The sequence below is a fragment of the Pseudomonas sp. 21LCFQ02 genome, from assembly GCF_024129895.2.
GTDB lineage: Bacteria > Pseudomonadota > Gammaproteobacteria > Pseudomonadales > Pseudomonadaceae > Aquipseudomonas.
Genome location: NZ_CM178749.1, coordinates 4,528,818 through 4,550,511 on the forward strand (window position 1 = coordinate 4,528,818; position 21,694 = coordinate 4,550,511).

Below are 21,694 nucleotides of genomic sequence, written 5' to 3' on the forward strand. Positions count from 1 at the left end.
CCTCTACAAAGGGCATTATGAGTCGACAGCTCATGCATCAGTTACCCAACGCCTTGCCGAGGGTTTCGATGTTGTGTTGGTACATGCCCAGATAGGTCGACGCCGGGCCATGGGCAGCCAGTGCATCGGAATACAGAATACCGCCGATCCGCGCCCCGCTCTCTTCGGCGATCTGCTTGAGCAGCCGGCCATCCTTGATGTTCTCGACAAATAGCGCCTTGATGTTTTCGGCGCGAATCTGACGGATCAGCGTGGCCACTTCTGCCGCCGACGGTTCACGCTCGGTCGACAGCCCTTGCGGCGCCGAGAAGCGAATGCCATAGGCCTGGCCCAGATAAGCGAAAGCGTCATGAGAGGTCACTACATGGCGGCTGCCGGGCGGCAGCTTGTCGAAGGTCTGGCGGGCCACGACCAGCAGCGCTTCGATCTTGCCGATGTACGCCTGGTAGTTACGCTCGTAGGCCTCGCTGTTGTCCGGGTCGGCCTGTAACAAGGCACGCTTGATGTTGGACGCGTAGATCTTGGCATTGGCCAGATTGTTCCAGGCGTGCGGGTCGGCAATCAACTGCCCGTCTTCGTCCATGCTGCGCGGGATAACCCCGTCACTGGCGCGGATAACCAGTGCCTTGGTCTGTGTGCTGCTAATCAGCCGGTCAAGCCAGGGCTCAAAATGCAGACCGTTACTGATTACCAGTGCCGCGCGCTGGATGTGCCGCGCATCTTCAGGCGTGGGTTCGAAGGTATGCGCATCGGCATCCGGGCCGACGATATTGCTCAACTCAATATGCTGACCGCCGATCTGCCGGGTCATATCAGCCAGGATACTGAAGCTGGTCACCACCTTGATTGGCTCAGCGGCATTGAGGGTCAGAGGTAAAAACAGGCAGAGCCAGAAAATCAGGCGCACGAACATCTCCTTTAAACAGGCACAGGCGAGGTGGAATGCCGTAGCAGGCCATGAACCGGCCCGACGACCACAGAAAACAGATAAGCCACACCGGCGGCGGCAACGATGGCCGGCCCGCTGGGCAGTGCGGCGTAATAGGAAACCAGTAGCCCGCTGTACACCGCTGCCGCGCCGATGGCGGCGGCGCAGAGCAACTGGCTGAGCAATCGGCGACTCCAGAAGCGTGCTGCAGCGGCCGGCAACATCATCAGGCCGACCATCATCAGTGCGCCTATAGCCTGAAAGCCGACCACCAGATTGAGCACCACCAAGGCCAGAAACACACCGTGGGCCAACGGGCCGACGCGGCTGACGCTGCGCAAAAAGGCAGCGTCCAGGCAGTCGAGCCACAGTGCCCGGTAAATCACCGCCAGCAGCACGGTACTGAGCAAGGCCACGCCGAGCATGGCGTTGAGGGTGGTCTGGTCCACCGCCAGTGCTGAACCGAACAACAACCCCAGCAAGTCCAGACGCCGCCCCGCCAACCCCAGCAGCAACACCCCACACGCCAGAGAAATCGGATACAACGCCGCCAGGCTGGCGTCTTCGCGCAGGCCGGTCTTGCGGGTGATCCACGCCGATAAGCCAGCGACGCCGAGCCCGGCGCTCAGGCCACCGAGGGTCAATGCCGGCAGCGACAAACCGGCGATCCAGAAGCCCACGGCTGCGCCAGGCAAAATGCCATGGGCGATCGCATCACCAATCAGGCTCATGCGCCGCAGAATCAGAAATACCCCCAGCGGCGCGGCACTGGCCGCCAGCAGCATGCCGCCGAGCAAGGCGCGGCGCATGAAAGCGAACTCGACAAAAGGCTGCCACAGCAGATCTAGCATGCCAGCCTCCGCTGAGAAACCTGAGCATCGGTATCTGCCTGCCAGCTACAGCCCTGAGGATTGATGATCAGGCAGCGGTCAGTGTGGTCGCGCACTTTCGCCAGGTCATGGCAGACCAGCAACAGGGTTTTGCCGGCGGTTTGCCAGCCGCGGATCTGCTGCCAGAGCAGCTGTTGGCCGGCCTGATCCAGCGAAGCGTCCGGCTCGTCGAGCAGCAACAGCGGTGCATCCAGCAGACTCAGGCGCGCCAGCAGCGCCCGTTGCAGTTGTCCGCCTGACAGCTCACTGAGGCTGTAACCGGCCAGGCTTTCCAGGTGCCAGGTCGCCAATGCCGCGTCGAGCCGTTCCCGCCGCGCAGTACCTGACAAGCGCGCGCCCCAACAACCGGTCTGCACCAACTGCGCGAGGTTGATCGGAAACTGCCGGTCGATCGCCTGTTGCTGTTGAACAAACCCGACCGGCGTGCGCCGCGGCAGGTTGACGGTGACCGTTCCCGACAATGGCTTTTGCACACCGGCAATTACCCGTAGCAGGCTGGTTTTACCCACGCCGTTGCCGCCCACAATGGCGGTCAGCGAGCCGTAAGCAACCTCCAGGTCAAGCGGCGCCGTCAACGGGCGACCCTGTGGCCCCCATTGCAAGGCTCGACAACAGATTACGGTGGACAGCGCAGGAGCAAATTTCATGTACGAGTCATGGCCTGGACAGTGAACCCAAGTGTTACATTATAACAATTCAATGTCACTAGTCCTTTTTACCCAGGCCCCACGCCATGCAACGACGCCACCTCCTGCAACTGCTGCTGGCCAGCATCACCCTGCCCTTGAGTCTGAGCGCGCAAGCCTCGCAACAACTGTTGGCCGCCCGCGTCGAATCGGGTCTGGACAGTCTGCGCCTGGCATTCGAACTCAGCGGCCCGAGTCGCTATCGGACCTTCAGCCTGCAAGCGCCGCAGCGGCTGATCATCGACCTGGAGCAGACGCAACTGGCGACCCGGCTCGATGACTTGCCGCTGCCCAACACCTTGCTCAAAGCCATACGCAGTGGTGCACAGGGCCAAGGCATGCGTCTGGTGCTGGACCTGCAGGACGCCGTTGAACTGCACAGCATCACCTTGCAACCAGGGCCGGGTAATCGTCAGTCGTTGCAACTGGAACTGCGCAGCCTGGCAGTGCCAGGCCTCAAGCAACCGGCCATGGCTGGCAAATCAGTCAGCCGCGACATTGTGGTGGTGATCGATCCTGGGCACGGCGGCAAAGACCCCGGCGCACTGGGACCCAAAGGCGAGCAGGAAAAGCAGGTGGCGCTGGCCATCGCCCGGTTACTGGCGCAAAAGCTCAATCGCCAGGCCGGCTTCAAAGCCCATCTGGTGCGCAATGACGATGTGTTCATCCCGCTGCGCAAACGTGTCGAGGTCGCGCGCAAACGCAATGCCGACATGTTCATTTCGGTGCATGCCGACGCCGCGCCGCGCAAGACCGCCTCAGGCGCTTCGGTATTTGCCCTGTCGCAAAACGGCGCCACCTCGACCACCGCGCGGTGGCTGGCCGACCGGGAAAACCAGGCTGACCTGATCGGCGCCCGCGACCTGCTGAGCCTCAAGGACAAAGACCCGATGCTCGCCGGGGTGATCCTGGATATGTCGCTGACCTCAACCATTACCAGCAGCCTGAGCCTGGGCAAAACCATCCTCGATAACGTTGGCCAGGTAGCCGGTACTCATCAGAAACGCGTTGAACAGGCCGGCTTTGCCGTGCTCAAGTCACCGGACATTCCGTCGATTCTGGTAGAGACCGGGTTTATCTCCAACCCCAACGACTGCCGCCAGTTGTGTGACCCGCGTCATCAGAACCGGGTGGCCCAGGCCATCTACGAGGGCATCCAGCAGCACTTCAAGAACAACCGATTGGCCTGACGGAGCCTGTATTCAACGCTGCATCACCGAGCGCGGTCGTTATCGCCCAGACTCAACGCCGGGCCATTTCATGGCGCAGACAGCCCTGATAGTAGGTGTCCTTGATTTCCTTGGGGTTCATCCGGCTGCGGCTGGCGAAGGTCTGTTCGGTGATGCCCACCGCCATTTTCTTCATCCAGGGTCTGGAATACTGGCGGTTCTCGATTGCTTTGCGCGTGCTGTACAGGGTCTTGCCGGAAAGCTTGAACTGCTGGGCATTCTTCGCCACCTCCGAACCCCAGCGGCACATCTGCGCCTGGTTCTGGGTCACCGGCCTGGCCTGCGCCGTTGTGGCCAATCCCATCAATACTCCAACCATCATCAACAAAGGGGCACACCGCATAACGCTCAGCTTCCAGGCTCAAAATGGCGAGCATCATAGGGAGCGTTATCCGTTCAGGGGGCCAGTATCCTGCCATACCTGCATCTCTTCAGCGCTCAGGCCAAACGCTCGAAGCGGTACGGCGCCGGGTCGATGAACGGTGTGTGCCCCGACAGCAAATCCGCCGCCAGTTGCCCCGCCGCCGGTGAGGTACCGAAGCCATGCCCGGAAAAGCCGCTGGCCAGGGCCAGGCCGGGAAGCCTGGCCACCGGACCGATCACCGGGTTGGAGTCCGGTGTCACATCAATAGTACCGGCCCAGGCCTGAGCGATTTGCGCGTTTTTGAACATCGGCCAGGCAGCGCTCAGATTACGCAACGCATCGTTATTGAGCTCGTTGTTGGCCGCCGGGTCCTGGACCCGCACCTTCTCGAACGGGCTGACCGAATCGGCGCGCCAGCGACGCCCCAGCTTCAGGTCATCGAAGAAGTGCTTGCCCAGCGAAATGCGCAAAAAGTCCCGCTGCGCCTTGAGCTGCGGCAAGAACCGGGTGCCCAGCAGCGCATGATCCAGGGTCAGGAAGGCATCGAGCTTGCCGCGCTGGGTGATGATGAACCCGCCATCGATGTGCTTGCGAAACGAAAAGTCCGGCGCGCCTACTGCGATATCGGTCGGCCCCTCCATCGGCGTGGTGCGCAGCACCGAACAGGTCAGCGGCAATGTCGGCAGGTTGACGCCATGGTTGCCAAGCAAGCGCCGTGACCACAGCCCGCCAGCCAACAGCACCTGCTCACAGCGCAGCTCGCCGCGCTCGGTCACCACCCCGCTGACCCGCCCGGCGCTGGTGGTCAGGCCTCGCACGGCGCAGTTCTCCAGGATCACCGCGCCCTTGGCGATGGCGGCATTGGCAATCGCGCTACAGGCCAGCGTCGGCTCGGCACGACCGTCCGATGGGGTATAGATGCCGCCCTGCCAGTCGCCCTGCCCGTGCGGCACATGGCGGGCAATCTGCTGCTTGCTCAGCAGCTGCGAATCCAGCCCCACAGACTCGACGCTTTTCAGCCAGTTCTCGTGCATCGCCAGTTGCGCTTCAGTGCGAGCAATGAACATGATCCCGGCCTGCCGGTAACCCACATCCACGCCAACCCGCTCAGCCATTTGTGCCCACAGCCGGTCGGCGGCCTGGGCCATCGGCAAATCGGCGGCGTGCCGATTGGTTTTGCGAATCCAGCCCAGATTACGTGACGACTGCTCGCCGCCAACCCGGCCCTTTTCCAGCACCACCACCGGAATCTTGCGCTCCGCCAGCGTCAGGGCGGCGGTCAGGCCGATAATGCCAGCGCCGATGATCACCACCGTGGTCGATGCTGGAAGCTCAGTGAAAGTACGCACGGGTGCAATAGTGGGAGCCATGGCAAGAAATTCGCTTGAAGTGAAAGACACCGGTCACCGGGACTGGGTAATGCGTTGCTGTTGTGCACTGGCTGCGCCGCGAAACGCAGTCACTTCCAGCTCCACCTTATAGACCGTGGAGCCCAACGGCGGGCAGGTCACGGTGGTTGCCGGGTCGATACCGCGGAATTTCTCACCGACGATGCCCATCACCGTTTCGACATCCTTGGGCTCCTGCACGTAAACGCGCGAGAACACCACGTCGGCCAAGCTGGAGTCGACCGCCGCCAGGGCTGCTTCGATGTTGGCGAACACTTGGTGGGTCTGCTCGGTCAGGTCTTCGGCAATCAGCTTGGTCTGCGGATTGCGGCCGGCGGTATTGGACACGTAGATCCAGTTGTCTACCGCGACCAGTCGCGAGTAGCTGCCCATTTCTTCGAATTTCGAACCGGTTTTGAGCTTGATGATTTGTGTCATGGGTATTCCTTAATGAACCGGGTACGGGAAATCCCGGCAGGAGCAGCTTTAGCTGCGAATATTCGTTAGCCGGTTTTCAGCTCAGCACCGGGGTATCCCACAGGTTGAGCTTCACGCCGATGCCGCGCGCGATGGCGTTGCGGTACACCACGGTGCCCCAGGCCACGTCTTCGACCGGCATGCCGCCCACCGACATCAGGATGATCTCTGCATCATCGAGGCGGCCAGGCGCGTCACCGGCGATGATCTTGCCGATGTCCTCGACCTGCTCAGGCCTGAGCAGCCCCTCGGCGATCATGTCCATAAATCGCACGCCGATTACCGGCACGCAGTGGTGCGCAGGTTTAGGCAACTCGTGGAACCAGGCCTGGTACAGGCCGGTGTTGTCGACGACCTTGCGCACATCGGCCTGCTCCATGCCTGCATCGATATTGCAGGCCGCCGGCATGGCCAGAAATGCACCCGGTTTGACCCACTCGCGCTTGACCATCGGGTACAGCGCCGGGTCGCCCACCTCGCCCGAACTGCAATAGGTCACCAGGTCCGAACCGCGCACCACCTCTTCGAGGGTCTCGACCACCTGGATGTTGACGATCTGGGGGAAGGTCACTTGCACCCAAGTGATGAAGTCATCCAGGCTCTTTTGCCCACGGCCCTTGATCTTGATCGTGTCAATCTGCGGACACACGGCCATGAACGCGGCGACCGAAGTCTTGCCCATCACCCCTGGCCCCAACAGGCCGATGACCTTCGAGTCCTTACGCGCCAGGTGCCGTGCGCCGACGCCAGGAATGGCCCCGGTGCGGTAGGCCGACAGCAGGTTGGCCGACATGTGGGCCAAAGGGGCACCGGTGTCGGCGTCGTTGAGGGTGAACATCAGGATCGAACGCGGCAGGCCCTTGTCGCGGTTGGCGATGTTGGAGCCGTACCACTTGACCCCGGCGGTGCAGAAGTTGCCACCCAGATAGGCCGGCATGGCCATCATGCGTCGGTCGGCGGTGGGCTTGGGCATGTTCGGAAAGGGCGAGTTTTCCGGGAAGGTCACCATGGCGCCATGGGAGTCGTTGTTCGGCCCGGCCATCCGATAGTCGCCCTGATACAGCAGGCCGAACATCTCTTCCATGGTATCGACGCAGGACGGCATGTCGGTGACGCCAGCGCGAATCATGTCCGGCTCAGACAAGTAAATGAAATCGATCTTCGTATTATTGGTCATGTTGATCTCGAAGCACGGCGACAAAGTGGCTTCGAGTCTAGGGAGCGGGTTCAAGGGCGTATTGTAAAAATCGGACAGGCCCGGTCCTGACAGCAGACTTGTCTGAGTAGCATCAATGACGACCACCACCAGCACCTGCGAGCAACCCTGGTTCGTCCTCAACTCATCGGGCTATTGGGTGATGCGTGACGCGCATTCGGCGATCTCGCACTTTTATGCGCTGGAGGTGGACCAGCCGGCCGACCTGACCTACGCGGTGCCCGACGGCTGCGTCGATATCCTCTTTGATTGCGACAGCCATCGGCCCACCGCAAGGGTCTGCGGCACGCCACTGCGCGCCAAGCGGGTCGAGTTATTGAACCGGCATCGTTACTTCGGCGTGCGTTTTCAGCCCGGTGTGATTCCCGGCTTCGTCGCCAGTCTGACCGGGGAACTGGCGGAGCAGGAAGTGGATCTGTGTGATGTGTTGCCCTGCGCCCAACAACTGATCGAGCAGATTGCCCAGGCCACGGCATTGGGCAACCAGGCCGACGTCTTCAGCCGCCTCGCCGGCCAGTCCCTGGCCCGGCGAACCTCAGGGCTGAGCGGCAAGCTGGTCGAGTTCATCATCGCCCGACGCGGCGATATCCGCGTCCACCAGCTTGAAGCCATGAGTGGCTACACAAGCCGGACCTTACAGCGTCAGTTCCGTGAAGACACCGGCATTGCCCCGAAGACCTTCTGCCGCATCATTCGCTGCCAGGCGGCGCTAAGCAGCCTGACAGCGGACGGCACATTGCCGTGTTCGGAGCTGGCGCTGGAGTTGGGGTTTACCGATCAGTCGCACTTTATGCGCGACTTCAAGGCACTGGTCAGCACCACGCCCAATGACTATCAAAGGCGGGTAACTCAGGGGGCGTACAACGGCAGGATCCGGGTACTTGGAAGAAATGACGCGTCCCTCAAAGAAGCGCTACATAACGCTTGATTCTAATCAGCATATTGAAATTCATTGTCCCTTCATGAGTAAACCGCGCTTGGGTACAGCGGATCGTAAACTGCGCAACGAATGACCGGCCCTTACGTAAAAATTTCTGCTTTTACCCTGCTAAAGGCCATATCACGTGACGCCACCCGGTGCGCAACCGCCTGCACGGCAGAACGCAACAAGCTGCGCGATTGTTGCGGATTTTTTGCACAAAAATTCTGTAAAGCCCTAGCGTTAATGATCTATCTACCTGATAAATAAGAAAAATATTATTTACGGCACATTCTTTGGTTTGTCTGCCCCACTGCCTGGCGCGATTTGCCGGGCCAAGGACCGGACAGATGAATCAGAAACTCGGCACCCCACGCCAGCGCTGCGCCAACGAATTTTCCAGAACCCCGCTCAGCGGCACCAGCCTCTGCCCGTTCAAGGGGCCGGAAATTGCCATCGTGCCGGTGCGCTATGCCCTGGATCGCTCGCGCTATGACGTTAATCCCAATGTGCTGAAACCGCTGGCCCGGAACGCTCGATGGGCACGCCTGCCGCCGCTGAAAAGCCGCAGTTACACCTTGCGCCAGTTGCACGAGGGTTTTGTCTACGTATTCGACGAGACCGCACGCACGCTGCACGAGTACGCCTACAGCGCACACAATGCACACCTGCAACGCATCAAGTGGACCAGCGCCCACATAGGCCAGAACGAGCGCAGCGGCAGCGATGCCGGGCAGCCCTACCTCTCCTACCCGCGCGACCATGTGCTGCACATTGCCTTTGCGCCAATCCAATGGACCTGGCGCATCTGCGAGCATCTGCGCTCGCACGAGGACAGCCGCAAGCGCTGGATGAAGCGCCTGGACCTGGGCAGTTACAGCCTCACCATGAATGAGCCGGGTACCCTGCCGCTGGCTGAGCTGGCCACCGCCGTGGCGGATATCGATGCCGGCCAGGTCACCGATGACGGGCGCTTTGACGACACGGCCATTCCTTCCCGAGAACCCGATCGCACACCTGAAGAACCGACCCAGGACGAGTGGGTGACGCTGGGCGCGGACGTGCATTGGCTGGGCAACGTTCCGGACAAGGACAGCGCCCTGCTGATTGCCCTGGACGATCCGCTGACACTGGTCCGTGATCTGGGCATGCAGATGGCGGGCGACATCGCCGCCTTGCAGCACTGGGAGGCGGAGTATGAGCATCGGTTGAAGATTGCCAGAGAGGTCGTAAATCTCTGCGGCAGTACTGCGACATTATCAGAAGCGAAGGGGATCAATGAGAAGCAAGAAAAGGTAGATCCATTTTTGGCGCAGCAATATCTGATGGATGCCGAAGACTACCTGGAGCAGTACGATCAGGAAGAACGCCTGTTCGAAGACAACCCTACCCTCGCGCCCGAAGCACCACCGATTCTGAGCGAGCGTCATCGCTACGAGAGGCAAAGCGACAACCTGCGTCGGGACCTGATAGAAAAATATGGCAAAGCGCCGAATCAGACAGACATTGACTCATGGCTGGAGCGCAGCAAGTGGCGCCGCGAGATTGACCTCAAGGCAGCACGCCAGTGCCTGCAACAGCAGCAGCCCGTGCATGAGCAACTGCTGCAGCGAGTGCACGACTCGCGCATGGATATTCAAAACTGGGCACTACATATTGGCCTTGAACCAGACGCCCTGTTCATGGATACCGGTTATCCAAAGACCCTGCTGTACCTGCAAACCATCAAGGAAAACCTCACCACCATCCTGGAGCAAGACAAGGAGACCCTCAAATGGCTTACCGCACAGGAAAATAAAGCCACGACCCTGTTTGGCACCCAGCGCTACGGCTTCTCCCCCGCGATCAAGGCGGCTCTGGACACCGAGGCCAACAAGCTGCTCGCCGGCATGGGCGATGTGACCAACCTCGGTACGCGCATTGGCGAACTCAACAACGCCCTCAACCACCGGGATTTTGCCAACAGCGCCTGGTACAAAGCGCTCGATGCCACTGCCCAGGCGACGCTCAAGGCCATGCGAGAGTTGGCCAGTGGCGCTGGCAAAGCCATCGCCCAAGGCATGCTCAGCGCCGCCATGATCACCAACACCCGGTTGTCCAAAAAAGAGCCCACGACCCTGGCGATTTTGTTACGCAACCTGCTCATCGGCCAACTGCTGGGCAACACCCCGGAAGGACTGTCGATCAACCGGCAGTTCGTGACCCATCTTAAAGAATGGAAGCGCCTGGAGGCCTTGCATGCTCAGCAACTGCGCAGCATGCGAAACGCTTGGTCTCAACCTGTCTACCGTCATGACCGACGTAACATGGGCCTTCAGTTGCAAGCACAGGAGGATCGCATCCGCGCCCACGCTATGAAGCTGCCTGACTTGCTGGACTTCAAAAACCAACGCCATGCCGAGCAGTTCAAGCAAGAGATGTACAGTTTTTTTCAGTCCGGCAAGAACGTCGTCAAAGACTGGAGCAAGCACGTGCGCCAGTGGAGCCAGCGCCTGGGCATCCATGGCGCCGGTATCAGCTGGACAGTGATCACCTTGAATCTGTTCAACACCGCCTTTGTCTGGAGCGATATCACCCGCGACGGAAAGATTGACGGTAAAGACCTGAGAAAACTGGGTTACAACCTGGGGTATAGCCTCAATCTGATGATGGTGCTTTATCTGGAGGCGCCTTGGCAGGTGGTCAGGAATGCCAAGCCGATCACTATTTATACGAAAAGCATATCCATAATGAGCAGGTCGGCTGCGTATTGGAAAGTGCAGGGCAAACCCGATTGGGCTACTGCGGTTCGTGGTTTTCGTGTTCGGGCTTTTGCAGCAGGTGTCGTTGGCGGCCTGGGTGCTTTTCTAGAAGTATGGGAGTTAAGAGATGATATCGAGAACGCCAAAACCTCGTTAGAAAAAGACCTTTTGCGAGTCAAGTCTTTCGGCGCAGTTTTAATGGGGATCATCATGACTGCACCCGTCTTATCAGCACTATTTACAGGAAATTTTGCAATAGGTGCCGCAGCACTGGCTCTTGGCGGCTGGGCGGCAGTAGGCGTCGCCATAGGTGGACTTATTTATCTAATAGCCAGCAAACTTCTAAATAATCTAAAGCAAGATAACATTGGCGTTTGGCTCCGCCGCTGCTGCTGGTCATTCACCTCCGAAAATCGCTATGCCGATACAGCAGCAGGCCAGGCAGAAGAAATACGCGCCTTTATGGAAGTCCAATTATGCCCACAGATTCTGGTGAAAAGCACTCACTCAACCGAATTCATCTACACGGGCAAAAACCATGTTCCGGTCAATACACAAAACGGAGCGTGGGTACAAATCCGGTTTCCCGAACAGGTCAGAGGCAGCAGTGTGCTCTTCGAGGTCATTAGCAGTAAAAAACAATTCCATTTCTTTACTGCGATAAAAGTAGATACCTCAATCCGGGAAAACTTCAAGAGTAATGGTGTTTACAAACCGATTAGCGAATGGGGAAACATTACCACCCAGCGCCCCTCCCATGACTATCCGCCACCATTTATACCCGAAATAAAAGATGAACAGGATATTCTCTGGCACACCTGGATACCTCTCGCCTCCGACGCAAGCTATCTAGAACTGCAAATCTGGTATCCGAACGATGTCGTTCATCCATCACCGTCGGATGCAGGATACCTTTACCAAATCGAACTCGACAGTTCTGGCACAGAGAGCATGGACGGGTTGAGCAAAGTCGAGTTACTGGTTAAAAACTCAAATCGAGACAAAGCCGGGCAACTATTTTTCACAACTTAAACATCCCCAATCATTAAATATCACAATCTATAAAACCATACAAAGCCACTCATATTGAGTTTGCCAAACATGCCAACAAAAACCGAAGATTACATCCCCACCCTCAACATCCCACCCGCTAATCGGCAGGAAAACAGCCAGCCTCTTTTCCAATGGACGATAAAAAAGATAAATCTTCGACGAAAAACTATCTGGCTGACCCCTTTGATACTTTCAATATGGCCAGTCTCGCTAGGCATTTTAGCGTGGGACTTTCTAGACGCTGACCCAACAAGCTTCTATTGGTTCACGGGTGCAGGGATCATCGGCGAAATCTACTGCCTATATTTCATACTTCGGACGTCTATCTTTAACTATCGCATCTATCCGGAATACGGAGAAGTTGACGTCCAGCTTTATTATCCGAAATATACAAGGCACGTATTCAAGGGTATCGGTATCGTTATTATCGTCACTATTATCGGACTGGGAATTTCCGTCGGCTCGTGGCTTTTCTTTCTGGGCCCAGTGGCACTTATGGTCATGTCTGGCCTGAACATCATGGAATGGAAGCCACCGCCCTGCGAACTGGAAACCAGTATGGTTTGGGAGAAACACAACGCCGTCACCGTAGACCGCTGCTACCGCATCATCGTGATCCACAGAACAGACCTGAGCATAGGCTTCGAAGCCCGCCTGCCAAACAAGGCGCTGTTCGAGCAGTACCTGGCGTTCTTACGCACGGTCCTGCCTGAGATAACAACGTACCGGGAGGAAGTCTGGAAGTGGTGACGAACACCTGCCAGTTATCAAATCTGAACCGGCACAATTACCAAAGCTTAATCGCCGACCCTCTTGAGGCAGGGAGTTTCACTTCTTCCGCCAAATACTCACACTCGATATTGATACCAAACCCCATAAGCATGCCACCAGAACCTGACGACTACGCGCCAATCATCGGTACCACTCCCGTTCTGCGACAGGGAAACAGTGACCCCGTTTTCAAGTGGACAGTAAAACGAATCAACCTTCCCAGAAAAAATATATGGCTAATCCCGCTCATCTTGTCAATATGGCCCGTTTCTTTAGGAGTTCTTGCCCGGGATTCCTTTCATACTGACCCAATTACTTTTTACTGCGTTTTAGGAGGCGCACTTACAGCAGAGTTTTACTATCTATACTTCATGCTACGCCCCTCAATATTAAATTACCGTATCTATCCAGAATGCGGAGAAGTAGACGTTCAGCCTTACTACGCAAAATACACAAAACACGTATTTAACGGCGTTGCGATAATAGCCATCATCGTTCTACTCGGATTGGCAGCCTTCGTCGGCTCATTACTATTTCTACTGGGGCCAGTGGCCCTCATGATCATATCTGCCCTGAACATCATGGAATGGAAGCCACCGCCCTGCGAACTGGAAACCAGTATGGTTTGGGAGAAATACAACGCCGTCACCGTAGACCGCCGCTACCGCATCATCGTGATCCACAGAACAGACCTGACCATAGGCTTCGAAGCCCGCCTGCCAAACAAGGCGCTGTTCGAGCAGTACCTGGCGTTCTTGCGCACTGTACTGCCTGAGGTAACAACGTACCGGGAAGAAGTCTGGAAATGGTGACGGACACCATAGGGCTTGGCCGCTGCGCAGATCTGGGAATGCATCATCCGGCGTCGCTTATCTAGCTGGCAAAAAATATTGCGCCTGCGCAGTTAGTCACATCAACGCCGCCAGCACCACCGGCAACCATGCAAATGACAGCACGGTCGAACACATCACCAGGTTCGCCACCTTCTCCGGCGACTGGTTGGCGCGCATTGCCAACAGGTAGTTGAACACTGCAACCGGCATCGAGCATTGGGCGACCAGCACCGCGTGGGCCAGTGGCTGCATGCCCAGCGCCAGACCGATTAGCCAGCCCACCGCCGCACCCAGCACAATTCGTAGACCACCCTGCAGCATGCCACTGGCTACGTGATGCAAGCGGATGCTGGCCAGCGACACCCCCAGGGTCAGCAGCATCAACGGGATGGTCATGCCGCCGAGCAGATCGACGGTGTTGATCAGCCAGCGCGGCAGTTGCAGGCCAAAGAAAATGATCGGCATGGCCAGCGCCAGGCTGATGATGATCGGATTGCGCAGCAGGTCTTTGAATGAAGCGGCGCCCCCTGATAGCGCCAGCCCCAACGTGAACTGAAACAACGACAGGGTCAGGAAGAACGCCACTGCCAGCGCCAGGCCCTGGTCGCCAAACGCATACAGGCTGATCGGCAGGCCCATGTTGCCGGTGTTGGGAAACATGAACGCCGGGACCAGTACGCGCCAATGCTGGCGAAACACCTTGCTCAGCAGCAGACCGATCATGGCCATGGCAAACATGCTCAATACGCAGGCCAGCGCCATGCTGGTAAAGGCTGCCGGGTCAAGCTGGGTCCGGCTCAGGGTCGACAGCACCAGCGCTGGCGTGCCGATGGTCATCACCACCCGGGCGATAAAGTCGGTCGGATAGTTATGCCCTTTGCGCGCCCAACCATAGCCGATGGCCGCAACGATAAACACTGGGGCCAATACCGCAAACAGCGAAGCGAGCATGAAGGGTTCCTCCTTGAAAAGGCGTTCATGCTAGGGCTTGTACCGGTTGACCCGCAACCGCGCTTGCCCTGCATCCGCAAAATGAACGAATCAGTCACGGCCAAAGCGATATTTTGATTGAAAAAATACTTTTAAGCGCTGAATTTTGCGTATAGGATCGCCATTAATGATCGATTCAATCATTCAATGATGATGACAAGACCAATAACATGGAGATCACCGATGAAGTTCACTGGAATCGTTCCAGCCCTCGTGACCCCCTTCGATGCCCGTCAGCAAATCGACGAGCAGGCCTTGGGCAACTTGATCGAAAGCCTGATTGACGCCGGTGTTCACGGGCTTTTTGTGCTGGGCACCAATGGTGAGTTCTTTGCCCTGAGCGAGGCCGAGAAAGTCCGCATCGCCCGGCTCACCGTGGAAGCGGCCCGCGGCCGGGTACCGGTGATTGCCGGGACCGGCGCCTTCGCCACCCGCGATGTGATTGAACTGAACAAAAAAATGACTGATGTGGGCGTTCAGGCCCTGTCGGTCATTACGCCGTTTTTCAATGCGGTCAGCCAGGCCGAACTGATCAACCACTACAGCGCGATTGGTGATGCTTCGCCACTGCCGATCATGCTTTACAACATCCCGGCCAAAACCGGCATGTCGATCGGCATCCCGGCAGTCGCCACCCTGTCGCAGCATCCGCAAATCAAGGGCATCAAAGACAGCGCCGGCAACTTCGACAGCCTGGTGCAGATGCTGCGCTACCGCAGTGACGACTTCGCCGTGTTTGCCGGCACCGACTCACTGATCTACTGGAACCTGCTGGCCGGTGGCGACGGTGCGGTGGCAGCCACCGCCAACGCGGTACCGCAGGTGGTGATGGATATCTGGAATCGCTTCCAGGCCGGCGACCACGATGGCGCCCGCGCGGCCCAGGAAGCCCTGCGGCCACTGCGCGATGCTTTTGCGCTGGGGACCATGCCTTCGGTGCTGAAAAAGGCCACCGACCTGCTCAACGTGCGCGTCGGCCCATGCCGCGCCCCAACTGCCGAACTCGATGCGCAGACCGTGCACAAGCTCGAAGGTCTGCTGTCTGTCTACCGCGCCTGAGCCGGAGGATCACCATGTACCACTTTCAAACCGTCAAGCATGTCATCCACGGCCCTGACAGCCTGGCCAGCCTGGGCGAGCGCCTGCACCTGCTCGACACCCCGCTCAAGCGCGTGGTGCTGGTCACCCAGGACGCCATGCACCGCCTGGGCGTCACCGAACGGGTGGTCGCGCAACTGCAAGCGCAGTCGATTGCGGTCACCGTGATCGATAACGTCGAGATTGAGCCGACCCTGGAGAACATCGAAGGGGTGTTCCGCAGCACCATCGCCCCTGCGGCGCCGGATGCGCTGATCGCCATTGGCGGCGGCAGTGTGCTGGATGCCGCCAAGCTGTTTTCAGTGATGCTCAGCAACGACACCCCGCTCAAGGACATGCTCGGCATCGACAAGGTTGCCCACCCCGGCAGGCCGACCGTGCTGGTCCCCACCACCTCCGGGACCGGCTCGGAAGTCACCCCTAATGCCATCGTCACCCTGCCCGACGAAGAACTGAAAATCGGCGTGGTCAGCCGTCATCTGCTGCCAACCCTGGTGATTCTCGATGCCAACCTGACCCTGGGCCTGCCCAAGCCGATTACCGCTGCGACCGGTATGGACGCTTTTACCCATGCGCTGGAGTCGTTTATCTCGACCAAGGCCAACCCGATCAGCGACGCCTTTGCTCTGGAGTCGATGCGGCTGATCGCCGGCAGCATCGTCGAGGCCTATCAGCAGCCTGGCTCGGTGCAGGCGCGCAGCGACATGCTGCTTGGCTCGATGTACGGCGGCCTGGCGTTGACCGCGGCCGGCACTGCGGCGGTGCATGCACTGGCCTATCCGCTGGGCGGCAAGTTCCATGTCACCCACGGGGTGGCCAATGCCATGCTGTTGCCGCATGTCATGGCGTTCAACATGGACAGCTGCGCAGCACGCCTGAAGCGGGCGGCCTGCGTGTGCGACATCGCGCAACCCGGCGACAGCGACACGCTCGCGGCCGGCAAGCTGATCGAGCAGATCAAGCAATGGACCCGGGTCCTGGAGATTCCGCAGAACCTGCGCGACTTCGGGGTGGCCGAAGAGCATCTGGCCGACATGGCGGTCGCTGCCTCAAAAGTCACCCGGTTGATGATCAATAACCCCAAGGCCCTGAGCCTGGATGATATTGAGCAGTTGTACCGATGCCTGCTGCCATGAGTGCCGAAGCTCGCCAGGCCGGGCTATTGGTCATCGCCGACGATCTGTCCGGTGCGGCCGATTGCGCCGCCGGCTTCGCCCGCCACCTGCCGACCCGCGTGTTGCTCGAGCAGACCGCCGATCATTCAGGCTGCCCGGTCATTGCGCTGGACCTCGACACCCGCCGCCTGGCGCCGCAGCCCGCTGCCCGGCTCAATCGCTCGGTACTCGGCAACCCGGCCCTGCGCGGTCGTTACCTTTACAAGAAAATTGACTCGACCCTGCGCGGCAACCTGGCGAGCGAGGTCAGCGCCCTGCTGGAACATGGCATGGCTCTGGTAGCACCGGCGTTCCCGGCGCTGCGCAGGACCACCCGCGACAGTATTCAGTACCTCGACGGTGTACCGGTCAACGATAGTGATGTGTGGCGCAACGAGGGTCTGACCGGCACCGCCAACCTGCTGGAGCTGTTCAGCGGTGAGGGTCTGAACTGTGCGGCTCTGGATTTGCTGCAGGTGCGTGGCGGTAATCTGGCCGGGCAGCTGCACCAGCACTTGCTCGACGGTACCCAGGTGCTGATCTGCGATGCCGAGCAGGATGCTGACCTGCACAGCCTGGCACTGGCTTCGGCCGCTTTCGCCGACCGGTTGTTCTGGGTCGGCTCGGCCGGGCTGGCCCTGCACCTGCCTGCCGCCCTCGGGTTACCCGCCGCAGGCGAGCCTTGCCGGCCGCAGGCAGCACAAGGCGGGCCGATCCTGACCGTGGTCGGCAGCATGTCGCGTCACTCCCAGGCCCAGGCAGCTTTGCTGGCCGAGCGTACCGGGCAACGCTGGGCGCGGGTCGAACCACGGCTGCTGCTCGATGGCAGTGCCCACAGTGAACGGCAGGCGCTGGCAATTCATCTGGCCAGTGTGCTGGACAGCGGCAGCGACCTGCTGGTCAGCCTTGATCAGGCGCAGCGTGCCCCTGAACAGGCCGCGCAGCTCAGCCAGGCGCTGGCCGGGCTGTTGGCTGCCCTGCCCGCCAAGGCCGCTGCGCTGATCGCCACCGGCGGTGAAACCGCCCGCGCCCTGCTGACTGTCGCTGAGCTCAATGCGCTGCAACTGCATGGCGAACTGGCGCCTGGGGTGGTGTTGTCCAGCGCCCTCCATCAGGGCCGCACGTTACCTGTCGTCACCAAGGCCGGCGGCTTCGGCCAGCCCGACACCCTCTATCAGGCCTGGGCGCATCTGTGCCAGGCCCGCGACTCACGCTCTGAGCCCACACCACCTAATAACGAGGAACCCCAGCATGTCTGAGCGTCCTGTGATCGGCATCACCATGGGTGATGCGGCCGGCGTCGGTCCGGAAATCATCATGAAATCCCTGCAACACGACAGCGTCTATGCCATGTGCCGGCCGCTGGTGATTGGCGATGCCAAGCGGCTGGTCGATGCCAATCGGATCGTCGCTGGCACGCTGCAAGTCAACGCCATCGAACAGCCCGAGCAGGCCCGCTTTCAGCCAGGCGTGGTGGATTGTATCGATCTGGGGCTGATCCCCCATGACCTGCCCTACGGCCAGTTGTCGGCGGTGGCCGGTGATGCGGCCTTTCGTTATATCGAGCGCACCGTGCAACTGACCGAGGCCGGTGCCCTGGACGCGATATGCACCGCGCCACTGAACAAGGAAGCACTGCACGCCGGCGGGCATATCTTCCCCGGCCACACCGAAATGCTCGCGCACCTGACCGGCATCGAAGAGGTGTCGATGATGCTCATGACCCCGACGCTGCGGGTCATTCATGTCACGACCCACATCGGCATCATCGACGCCATTGCGCGCATCGAGCCAGGTCTGGTGCGCCGCACCATCGAACGTGCCCATGAAACCCTGAGCCGCGCCGGGATCGACAACCCGTTGATCGCGGTGTGCGGCATCAACCCGCATGCCGGTGAAAACGGCCTGTTCGGCTACGGCGAAGAGGCGACCAAGATCCAGCCGGCGATTGACGAGCTGCGCGCCCGTGGCTGGCGCGTCGAAGGCCCGCTGCCGGCCGACACGCTGTTTTTCCGCGCCGGGCGCGGCGACTTCGATGCGGTGGTGGCCATGTATCACGACCAGGGCCACGGCCCGGTCAAGGTCATGGGGCTGGAAGCCGGGGTCAACGTCACGGTCGGCCTGCCGGTGATCCGCACCTCCGTGGACCACGGCACCGCTTTCGATATCGCCGGCAAGGGCATTGCCGACGAGCGCAGCCTGATCGAGGCACTGCGTCAGGCGGTCGAGCTGGCGACCCGCAAACGCACCCTGGAGCAACCCGCGCACGCCTGAACCTCAATGCATCTTTTCCTCAAGCAAGCCCTGAATAACAACAATTGGAGCGAATGATGGAAACTTTTGACTCTCAAGCGACGTTAATCATCGTCGGGATGGTTGTCGTCTACGTCCTGTTCACCACCTGGCTGACCCTGCGCATGCGCAGCAAGAACAGCGAGCAGTACATGGTGGCGGCGCGCAGCATGCCGGCGTTTATCGTTGGCGTGCTGATGATGTCCGAATACATCGGTGCCAAGTCCACCATCGGCACCGCGCAGGCCGCCTTCGAAAGTGGCATGGCCGCTGCCTGGGCGGTGGTGGCGGCGGCGATCGGCTTTCCGCTGTTCGGCATCCTGATGGCGAGAAAGCTCTACAGCTCAGGCGAATACACCATCTCCGGGTTCATTGAGCGCAAATACGGCTACTCGGCCAAACTGATGGTCTCGATCATCATGATCTACGCCCTGCTGCTGGTGAACGTCGGCAACTACATCAGCGGCGCGGCGGCGATCTCCACGGTGATGCACATCAACCTGCCCACCGCAGCCTTTATCACTGCCGTGGTCAGTACCCTTTACTACGCCTTTGGCGGCCTCAAGAGCGTGGCTTACATCAGTGTCCTGCACACCGTGGTCAAGTATGCCGGGGTGATGATCGTACTGTGGGTGGCAGTCAAGCTCGCCGGCGGTTTCGACAAGGTCCATCAGGGCCTGCCAGAGCACTACTTCACCTGGACCGGCGCCATCGGCGGCTCCAAGGTCATGGCCTGGATCATCGGTACGGTGGGCGCGATCTTCTCCACCCAGTACATCATGCAGGCGATCAGTTCGACCAAAAACCCCAATGCGGCGCGCAATTCAGCATTGTGGGCGGGCCTGCTGTGCCTGCCGATCTCGATTGCTCTGGGGCTGATCGGCGTCGTCGCCAAGTACCTGCACCCCGATATGAACAGCCTGTATGCGATGCCGGTGTTCCTGCATTCGATGAGCCCTTGGCTGGCCGGTGTCGTGACCATCTCGCTGGTGGCTTCGGTGTTCGTCGGCGTCAGCGCGGTGGCCCTGGCGATCACCTCGCTGGTGGTGCGCGACTTCTATGTACCGCTGTGCAAACCTTCGGCTGAACGCGAATTCAAGATGACCAAGCTCATCAGCCTGGTGATCGGTTTCCTGCCGCTGGTGTTCGTCTTTGCCGTGCCGGAAATCCTCAGCCTGTCGTTCTTCACCCGCGCCCTGCGCCTGTCGATCACCGTGATTGCCCTGGTCGCCATCTACCTGCCGCTGTTCGCCACCGGTCGCGGTGCCACCTGGGGGCTGGGCGCGGCGACCGTGACCACCAGCCTGTGGTATGTACTGGGTAACCCGTACGGTATCGACAACATGTACATCGCCTTGGTGACCCCTGCCCTGGTCATCTGCATCGAACGTCTGCTGCCACGCAGCAACAAGCCCGCTACCCAGTCTTCGGAGGCCAGCAATGTCAACAATTGAGCAACGCCAGGACGCCTACCTGCCGACCCCTTACGCGCAGAATCACGCCGCCAACCTGCATGAACTGGCTGATGGCACGTTGCTGTGCACCTGGTTTGCCGGCACCCAGGAAGGCATGGCCGACATCTTCGTGCTGCTGTCACGCCGCGACCCGCACAGCGGTGTCTGGAGCGAGGCCGAGCAACTGTCGGATGACCCTGGCCGCTCCGAGCAGAACCCGATCCTGTTCCAGGCCCCCGATGGCCCACTGTGGCTGATCTGGACCGCGCAGATTTCCGGTAATCAGGAAACCGCCGTGGTACGCCGCCGCCTGTCTGAGGATGGCGGCAATACCTGGGGGCCAATCGCTGACCTATTTGAAGAGGCCGGTACTTTCGTGCGCCATCCGCCCGAAGTGCTCAGCAATGGCGACTGGGTATTGCCGGTCTGGTATTGCATCACCCTGCCTGGCGAAAAATGGGTCGGCACCCATGACGTCAGCGCGGTGATGATCAGCAGCGACCATGGCCGCACCTGGAGCCGTCACGACGTGCCGCACAGCACCGGCTGCGTGCACATGAACGTCCATGAACTGGCCGACGGCAGCCTGCTGGGGCTGTTCCGCAGCCGCTGGGCCGATCATGTTTATTCCAGCCGTTCCACCGATCAGGGCCGGAGCTGGAGCGCGCCGACACCGACCGAGCTACCCAACAACAACTCATCGATCCAGTACGTGCGCCTGGCCAGCGGTGAACTGGCGCTGGTCTACAACCCGATCAACGCCGAAGGCATCGAGCAGCGGCGGCTGTCGCTGTACGACGAAATCGAGGACGAAGGTGATGAGCGTGTCACCCCCGGCGCCAACGCCGACGGGCGCAGCGCGGTGTGGGGCATCCCCAGGGCGCCGATGAGCCTGGCGATTTCTCGCGATGAAGGCCGCAGTTGGCCGCTGCGCCTGGATATCGAGCTGGGCGACGGCTTTTGCATGACCAACAACTCCAAAGAGAAGCTCAATCGCGAGTACTCCTACCCGAGTATCATCCAGGCCCGTGACGGCAGTCTGCATGTCGCGTTCACTTACTTCCGGCAGAAGATCAAGCACGTGCACATCCCGCTGGCGGCGATCCGCTGAAGCAGACCCGGAGGTCTAAACCGCCGTAGGAGCTGCTTCAGCAGCGATGCTTTTCGCGGCTAAAGCCGCTCCTACGGGGTAATGCCGATCAGTTAAGAGC

Annotated in this window: 18 protein-coding genes and 1 pseudogene; 11 read left to right on the top strand and 8 right to left on the bottom strand. The window is 59.8% G+C overall.

The annotated features are described in order from the left end of the window. Positions 1 to 37: 37 nt before the first annotated feature. From NJC40_RS20620 to NJC40_RS20630, 3 genes and pseudogenes are all read right to left on the bottom strand, one after another. A complete protein-coding gene (locus NJC40_RS20620) occupies positions 38 to 913 on the bottom strand; it encodes a metal ABC transporter substrate-binding protein (protein ID WP_045491365.1) in 876 nt (291 codons plus the stop codon). Positions 914 to 918: 5 nt separating this feature from the next. Beyond that, positions 919 to 1,779: a metal ABC transporter permease gene (locus NJC40_RS20625; RefSeq protein WP_045491369.1), complete on the bottom strand. Its 861-nt coding sequence runs from the start codon at positions 1,777 to 1,779 to the stop codon at positions 919 to 921. Then, positions 1,773 to 2,348, bottom strand: a pseudogene (locus NJC40_RS20630) (ATP-binding cassette domain-containing protein); the annotation flags it as partial. The pseudogene NJC40_RS20630 and the gene NJC40_RS20625, both read right to left, overlap by 7 nt. Before the next feature lie 203 nt (positions 2,349 to 2,551). Here NJC40_RS20630 and NJC40_RS20635 point away from each other — a divergent pair. Then, positions 2,552 to 3,694: an N-acetylmuramoyl-L-alanine amidase gene (locus NJC40_RS20635; RefSeq protein WP_045491375.1), complete on the top strand. Its 1,143-nt coding sequence runs from the start codon at positions 2,552 to 2,554 to the stop codon at positions 3,692 to 3,694. Between the two features lie 52 nt (positions 3,695 to 3,746). Here NJC40_RS20635 and NJC40_RS20640 read toward each other — a convergent pair whose 3' ends face one another. The 4 genes from NJC40_RS20640 to NJC40_RS20655 all read right to left on the bottom strand — a co-directional run bounded on the left by NJC40_RS20640 (position 3,747) and on the right by NJC40_RS20655 (position 7,139). Continuing rightward, on the bottom strand, positions 3,747 to 4,037 hold the full coding sequence (locus NJC40_RS20640) for a hypothetical protein (RefSeq protein ID WP_231906477.1): 291 nt from the start codon (positions 4,035 to 4,037) through the stop codon (positions 3,747 to 3,749). 134 nt (positions 4,038 to 4,171) lie between these two features. Then, the gene (locus tag NJC40_RS20645) at positions 4,172 to 5,467 is read right to left on the bottom strand and encodes an NAD(P)/FAD-dependent oxidoreductase (RefSeq protein WP_253141293.1); all 1,296 of its coding nucleotides are present in this window, start codon (positions 5,465 to 5,467) and stop codon (positions 4,172 to 4,174) included. A gap of 33 nt (positions 5,468 to 5,500) precedes the next feature. Then, a complete protein-coding gene (locus tag NJC40_RS20650) occupies positions 5,501 to 5,923 on the bottom strand; it encodes a RidA family protein (RefSeq protein WP_045491384.1) in 423 nt (140 codons plus the stop codon). Positions 5,924 to 5,999: 76 nt separating this feature from the next. Then, on the bottom strand, positions 6,000 to 7,139 hold the full coding sequence (locus NJC40_RS20655) for an ornithine cyclodeaminase family protein (protein WP_045494774.1): 1,140 nt from the start codon (positions 7,137 to 7,139) through the stop codon (positions 6,000 to 6,002). A gap of 115 nt (positions 7,140 to 7,254) precedes the next feature. On the opposite strand from NJC40_RS20655, the gene NJC40_RS20660 reads away from it, so the two are divergent. The 4 genes from NJC40_RS20660 to NJC40_RS20675 all read left to right on the top strand — a co-directional run bounded on the left by NJC40_RS20660 (position 7,255) and on the right by NJC40_RS20675 (position 13,474). Next, complete coding sequence (locus tag NJC40_RS20660; RefSeq protein ID WP_253117211.1) at positions 7,255 to 8,106, top strand: AraC family transcriptional regulator; 852 nt, start codon at positions 7,255 to 7,257, stop codon at positions 8,104 to 8,106. Positions 8,107 to 8,447: 341 nt separating this feature from the next. Continuing rightward, entirely contained in the window at positions 8,448 to 11,870 is a 3,423-nt protein-coding gene (locus tag NJC40_RS20665; protein WP_253141295.1) for a T6SS effector BTH_I2691 family protein, read from the top strand. A 69-nt stretch (positions 11,871 to 11,939) separates the two neighbouring features. Then, positions 11,940 to 12,641, top strand: a complete 702-nt coding sequence (locus NJC40_RS20670; protein ID WP_253141297.1) for a hypothetical protein — start codon at positions 11,940 to 11,942, stop codon at positions 12,639 to 12,641. Continuing rightward, positions 12,635 to 13,474 (top strand): hypothetical protein, encoded by an 840-nt coding sequence (locus NJC40_RS20675; protein ID WP_253141298.1) that lies wholly within the window; start codon positions 12,635 to 12,637, stop codon positions 13,472 to 13,474. Before NJC40_RS20670 ends, NJC40_RS20675 begins: the two co-directional genes overlap by 7 nt. Before the next feature lie 96 nt (positions 13,475 to 13,570). On the opposite strand, the gene NJC40_RS20680 is transcribed toward NJC40_RS20675, so the two are convergent. After that, a complete protein-coding gene (locus NJC40_RS20680; RefSeq protein WP_253141300.1) occupies positions 13,571 to 14,446 on the bottom strand; it encodes an AEC family transporter in 876 nt (291 codons plus the stop codon). A gap of 222 nt (positions 14,447 to 14,668) precedes the next feature. Here NJC40_RS20680 and dapA point away from each other — a divergent pair, with 222 nt between their 5' ends. Genes dapA through NJC40_RS20710 form a run of 6 tightly spaced genes read left to right on the top strand, consistent with a single transcriptional unit; the run spans position 14,669 to position 21,594 of the window. Next, positions 14,669 to 15,544, top strand: coding sequence for a 4-hydroxy-tetrahydrodipicolinate synthase (gene dapA, locus NJC40_RS20685; RefSeq protein WP_253141303.1), 876 nt, complete (start codon positions 14,669 to 14,671; stop codon positions 15,542 to 15,544). 14 nt (positions 15,545 to 15,558) lie between these two features. Then, positions 15,559 to 16,719 carry an iron-containing alcohol dehydrogenase gene (locus NJC40_RS20690; protein WP_253141304.1) on the top strand — a complete coding sequence of 387 codons (1,161 nt, stop codon included), beginning with the start codon at positions 15,559 to 15,561 and terminating at the stop codon, positions 16,717 to 16,719. Further along, positions 16,716 to 17,996, top strand: a complete 1,281-nt coding sequence (locus NJC40_RS20695; protein ID WP_492180404.1) for a four-carbon acid sugar kinase family protein — start codon at positions 16,716 to 16,718, stop codon at positions 17,994 to 17,996. The genes NJC40_RS20690 and NJC40_RS20695 overlap by 4 nt, the downstream gene beginning before the upstream one ends. Next, entirely contained in the window at positions 17,989 to 19,011 is a 1,023-nt protein-coding gene (gene pdxA, locus NJC40_RS20700; RefSeq protein ID WP_045491401.1) for a 4-hydroxythreonine-4-phosphate dehydrogenase PdxA, read from the top strand. Before NJC40_RS20695 ends, pdxA begins: the two co-directional genes overlap by 8 nt. A gap of 56 nt (positions 19,012 to 19,067) precedes the next feature. Beyond that, positions 19,068 to 20,483: a sodium:solute symporter family protein gene (locus NJC40_RS20705; protein WP_253117202.1), complete on the top strand. Its 1,416-nt coding sequence runs from the start codon at positions 19,068 to 19,070 to the stop codon at positions 20,481 to 20,483. After that, a complete protein-coding gene (locus tag NJC40_RS20710; protein WP_253141308.1) occupies positions 20,470 to 21,594 on the top strand; it encodes a sialidase family protein in 1,125 nt (374 codons plus the stop codon). The genes NJC40_RS20705 and NJC40_RS20710 overlap by 14 nt, the downstream gene beginning before the upstream one ends. The last annotated feature ends 100 nt before the right edge of the window (positions 21,595 to 21,694 follow it).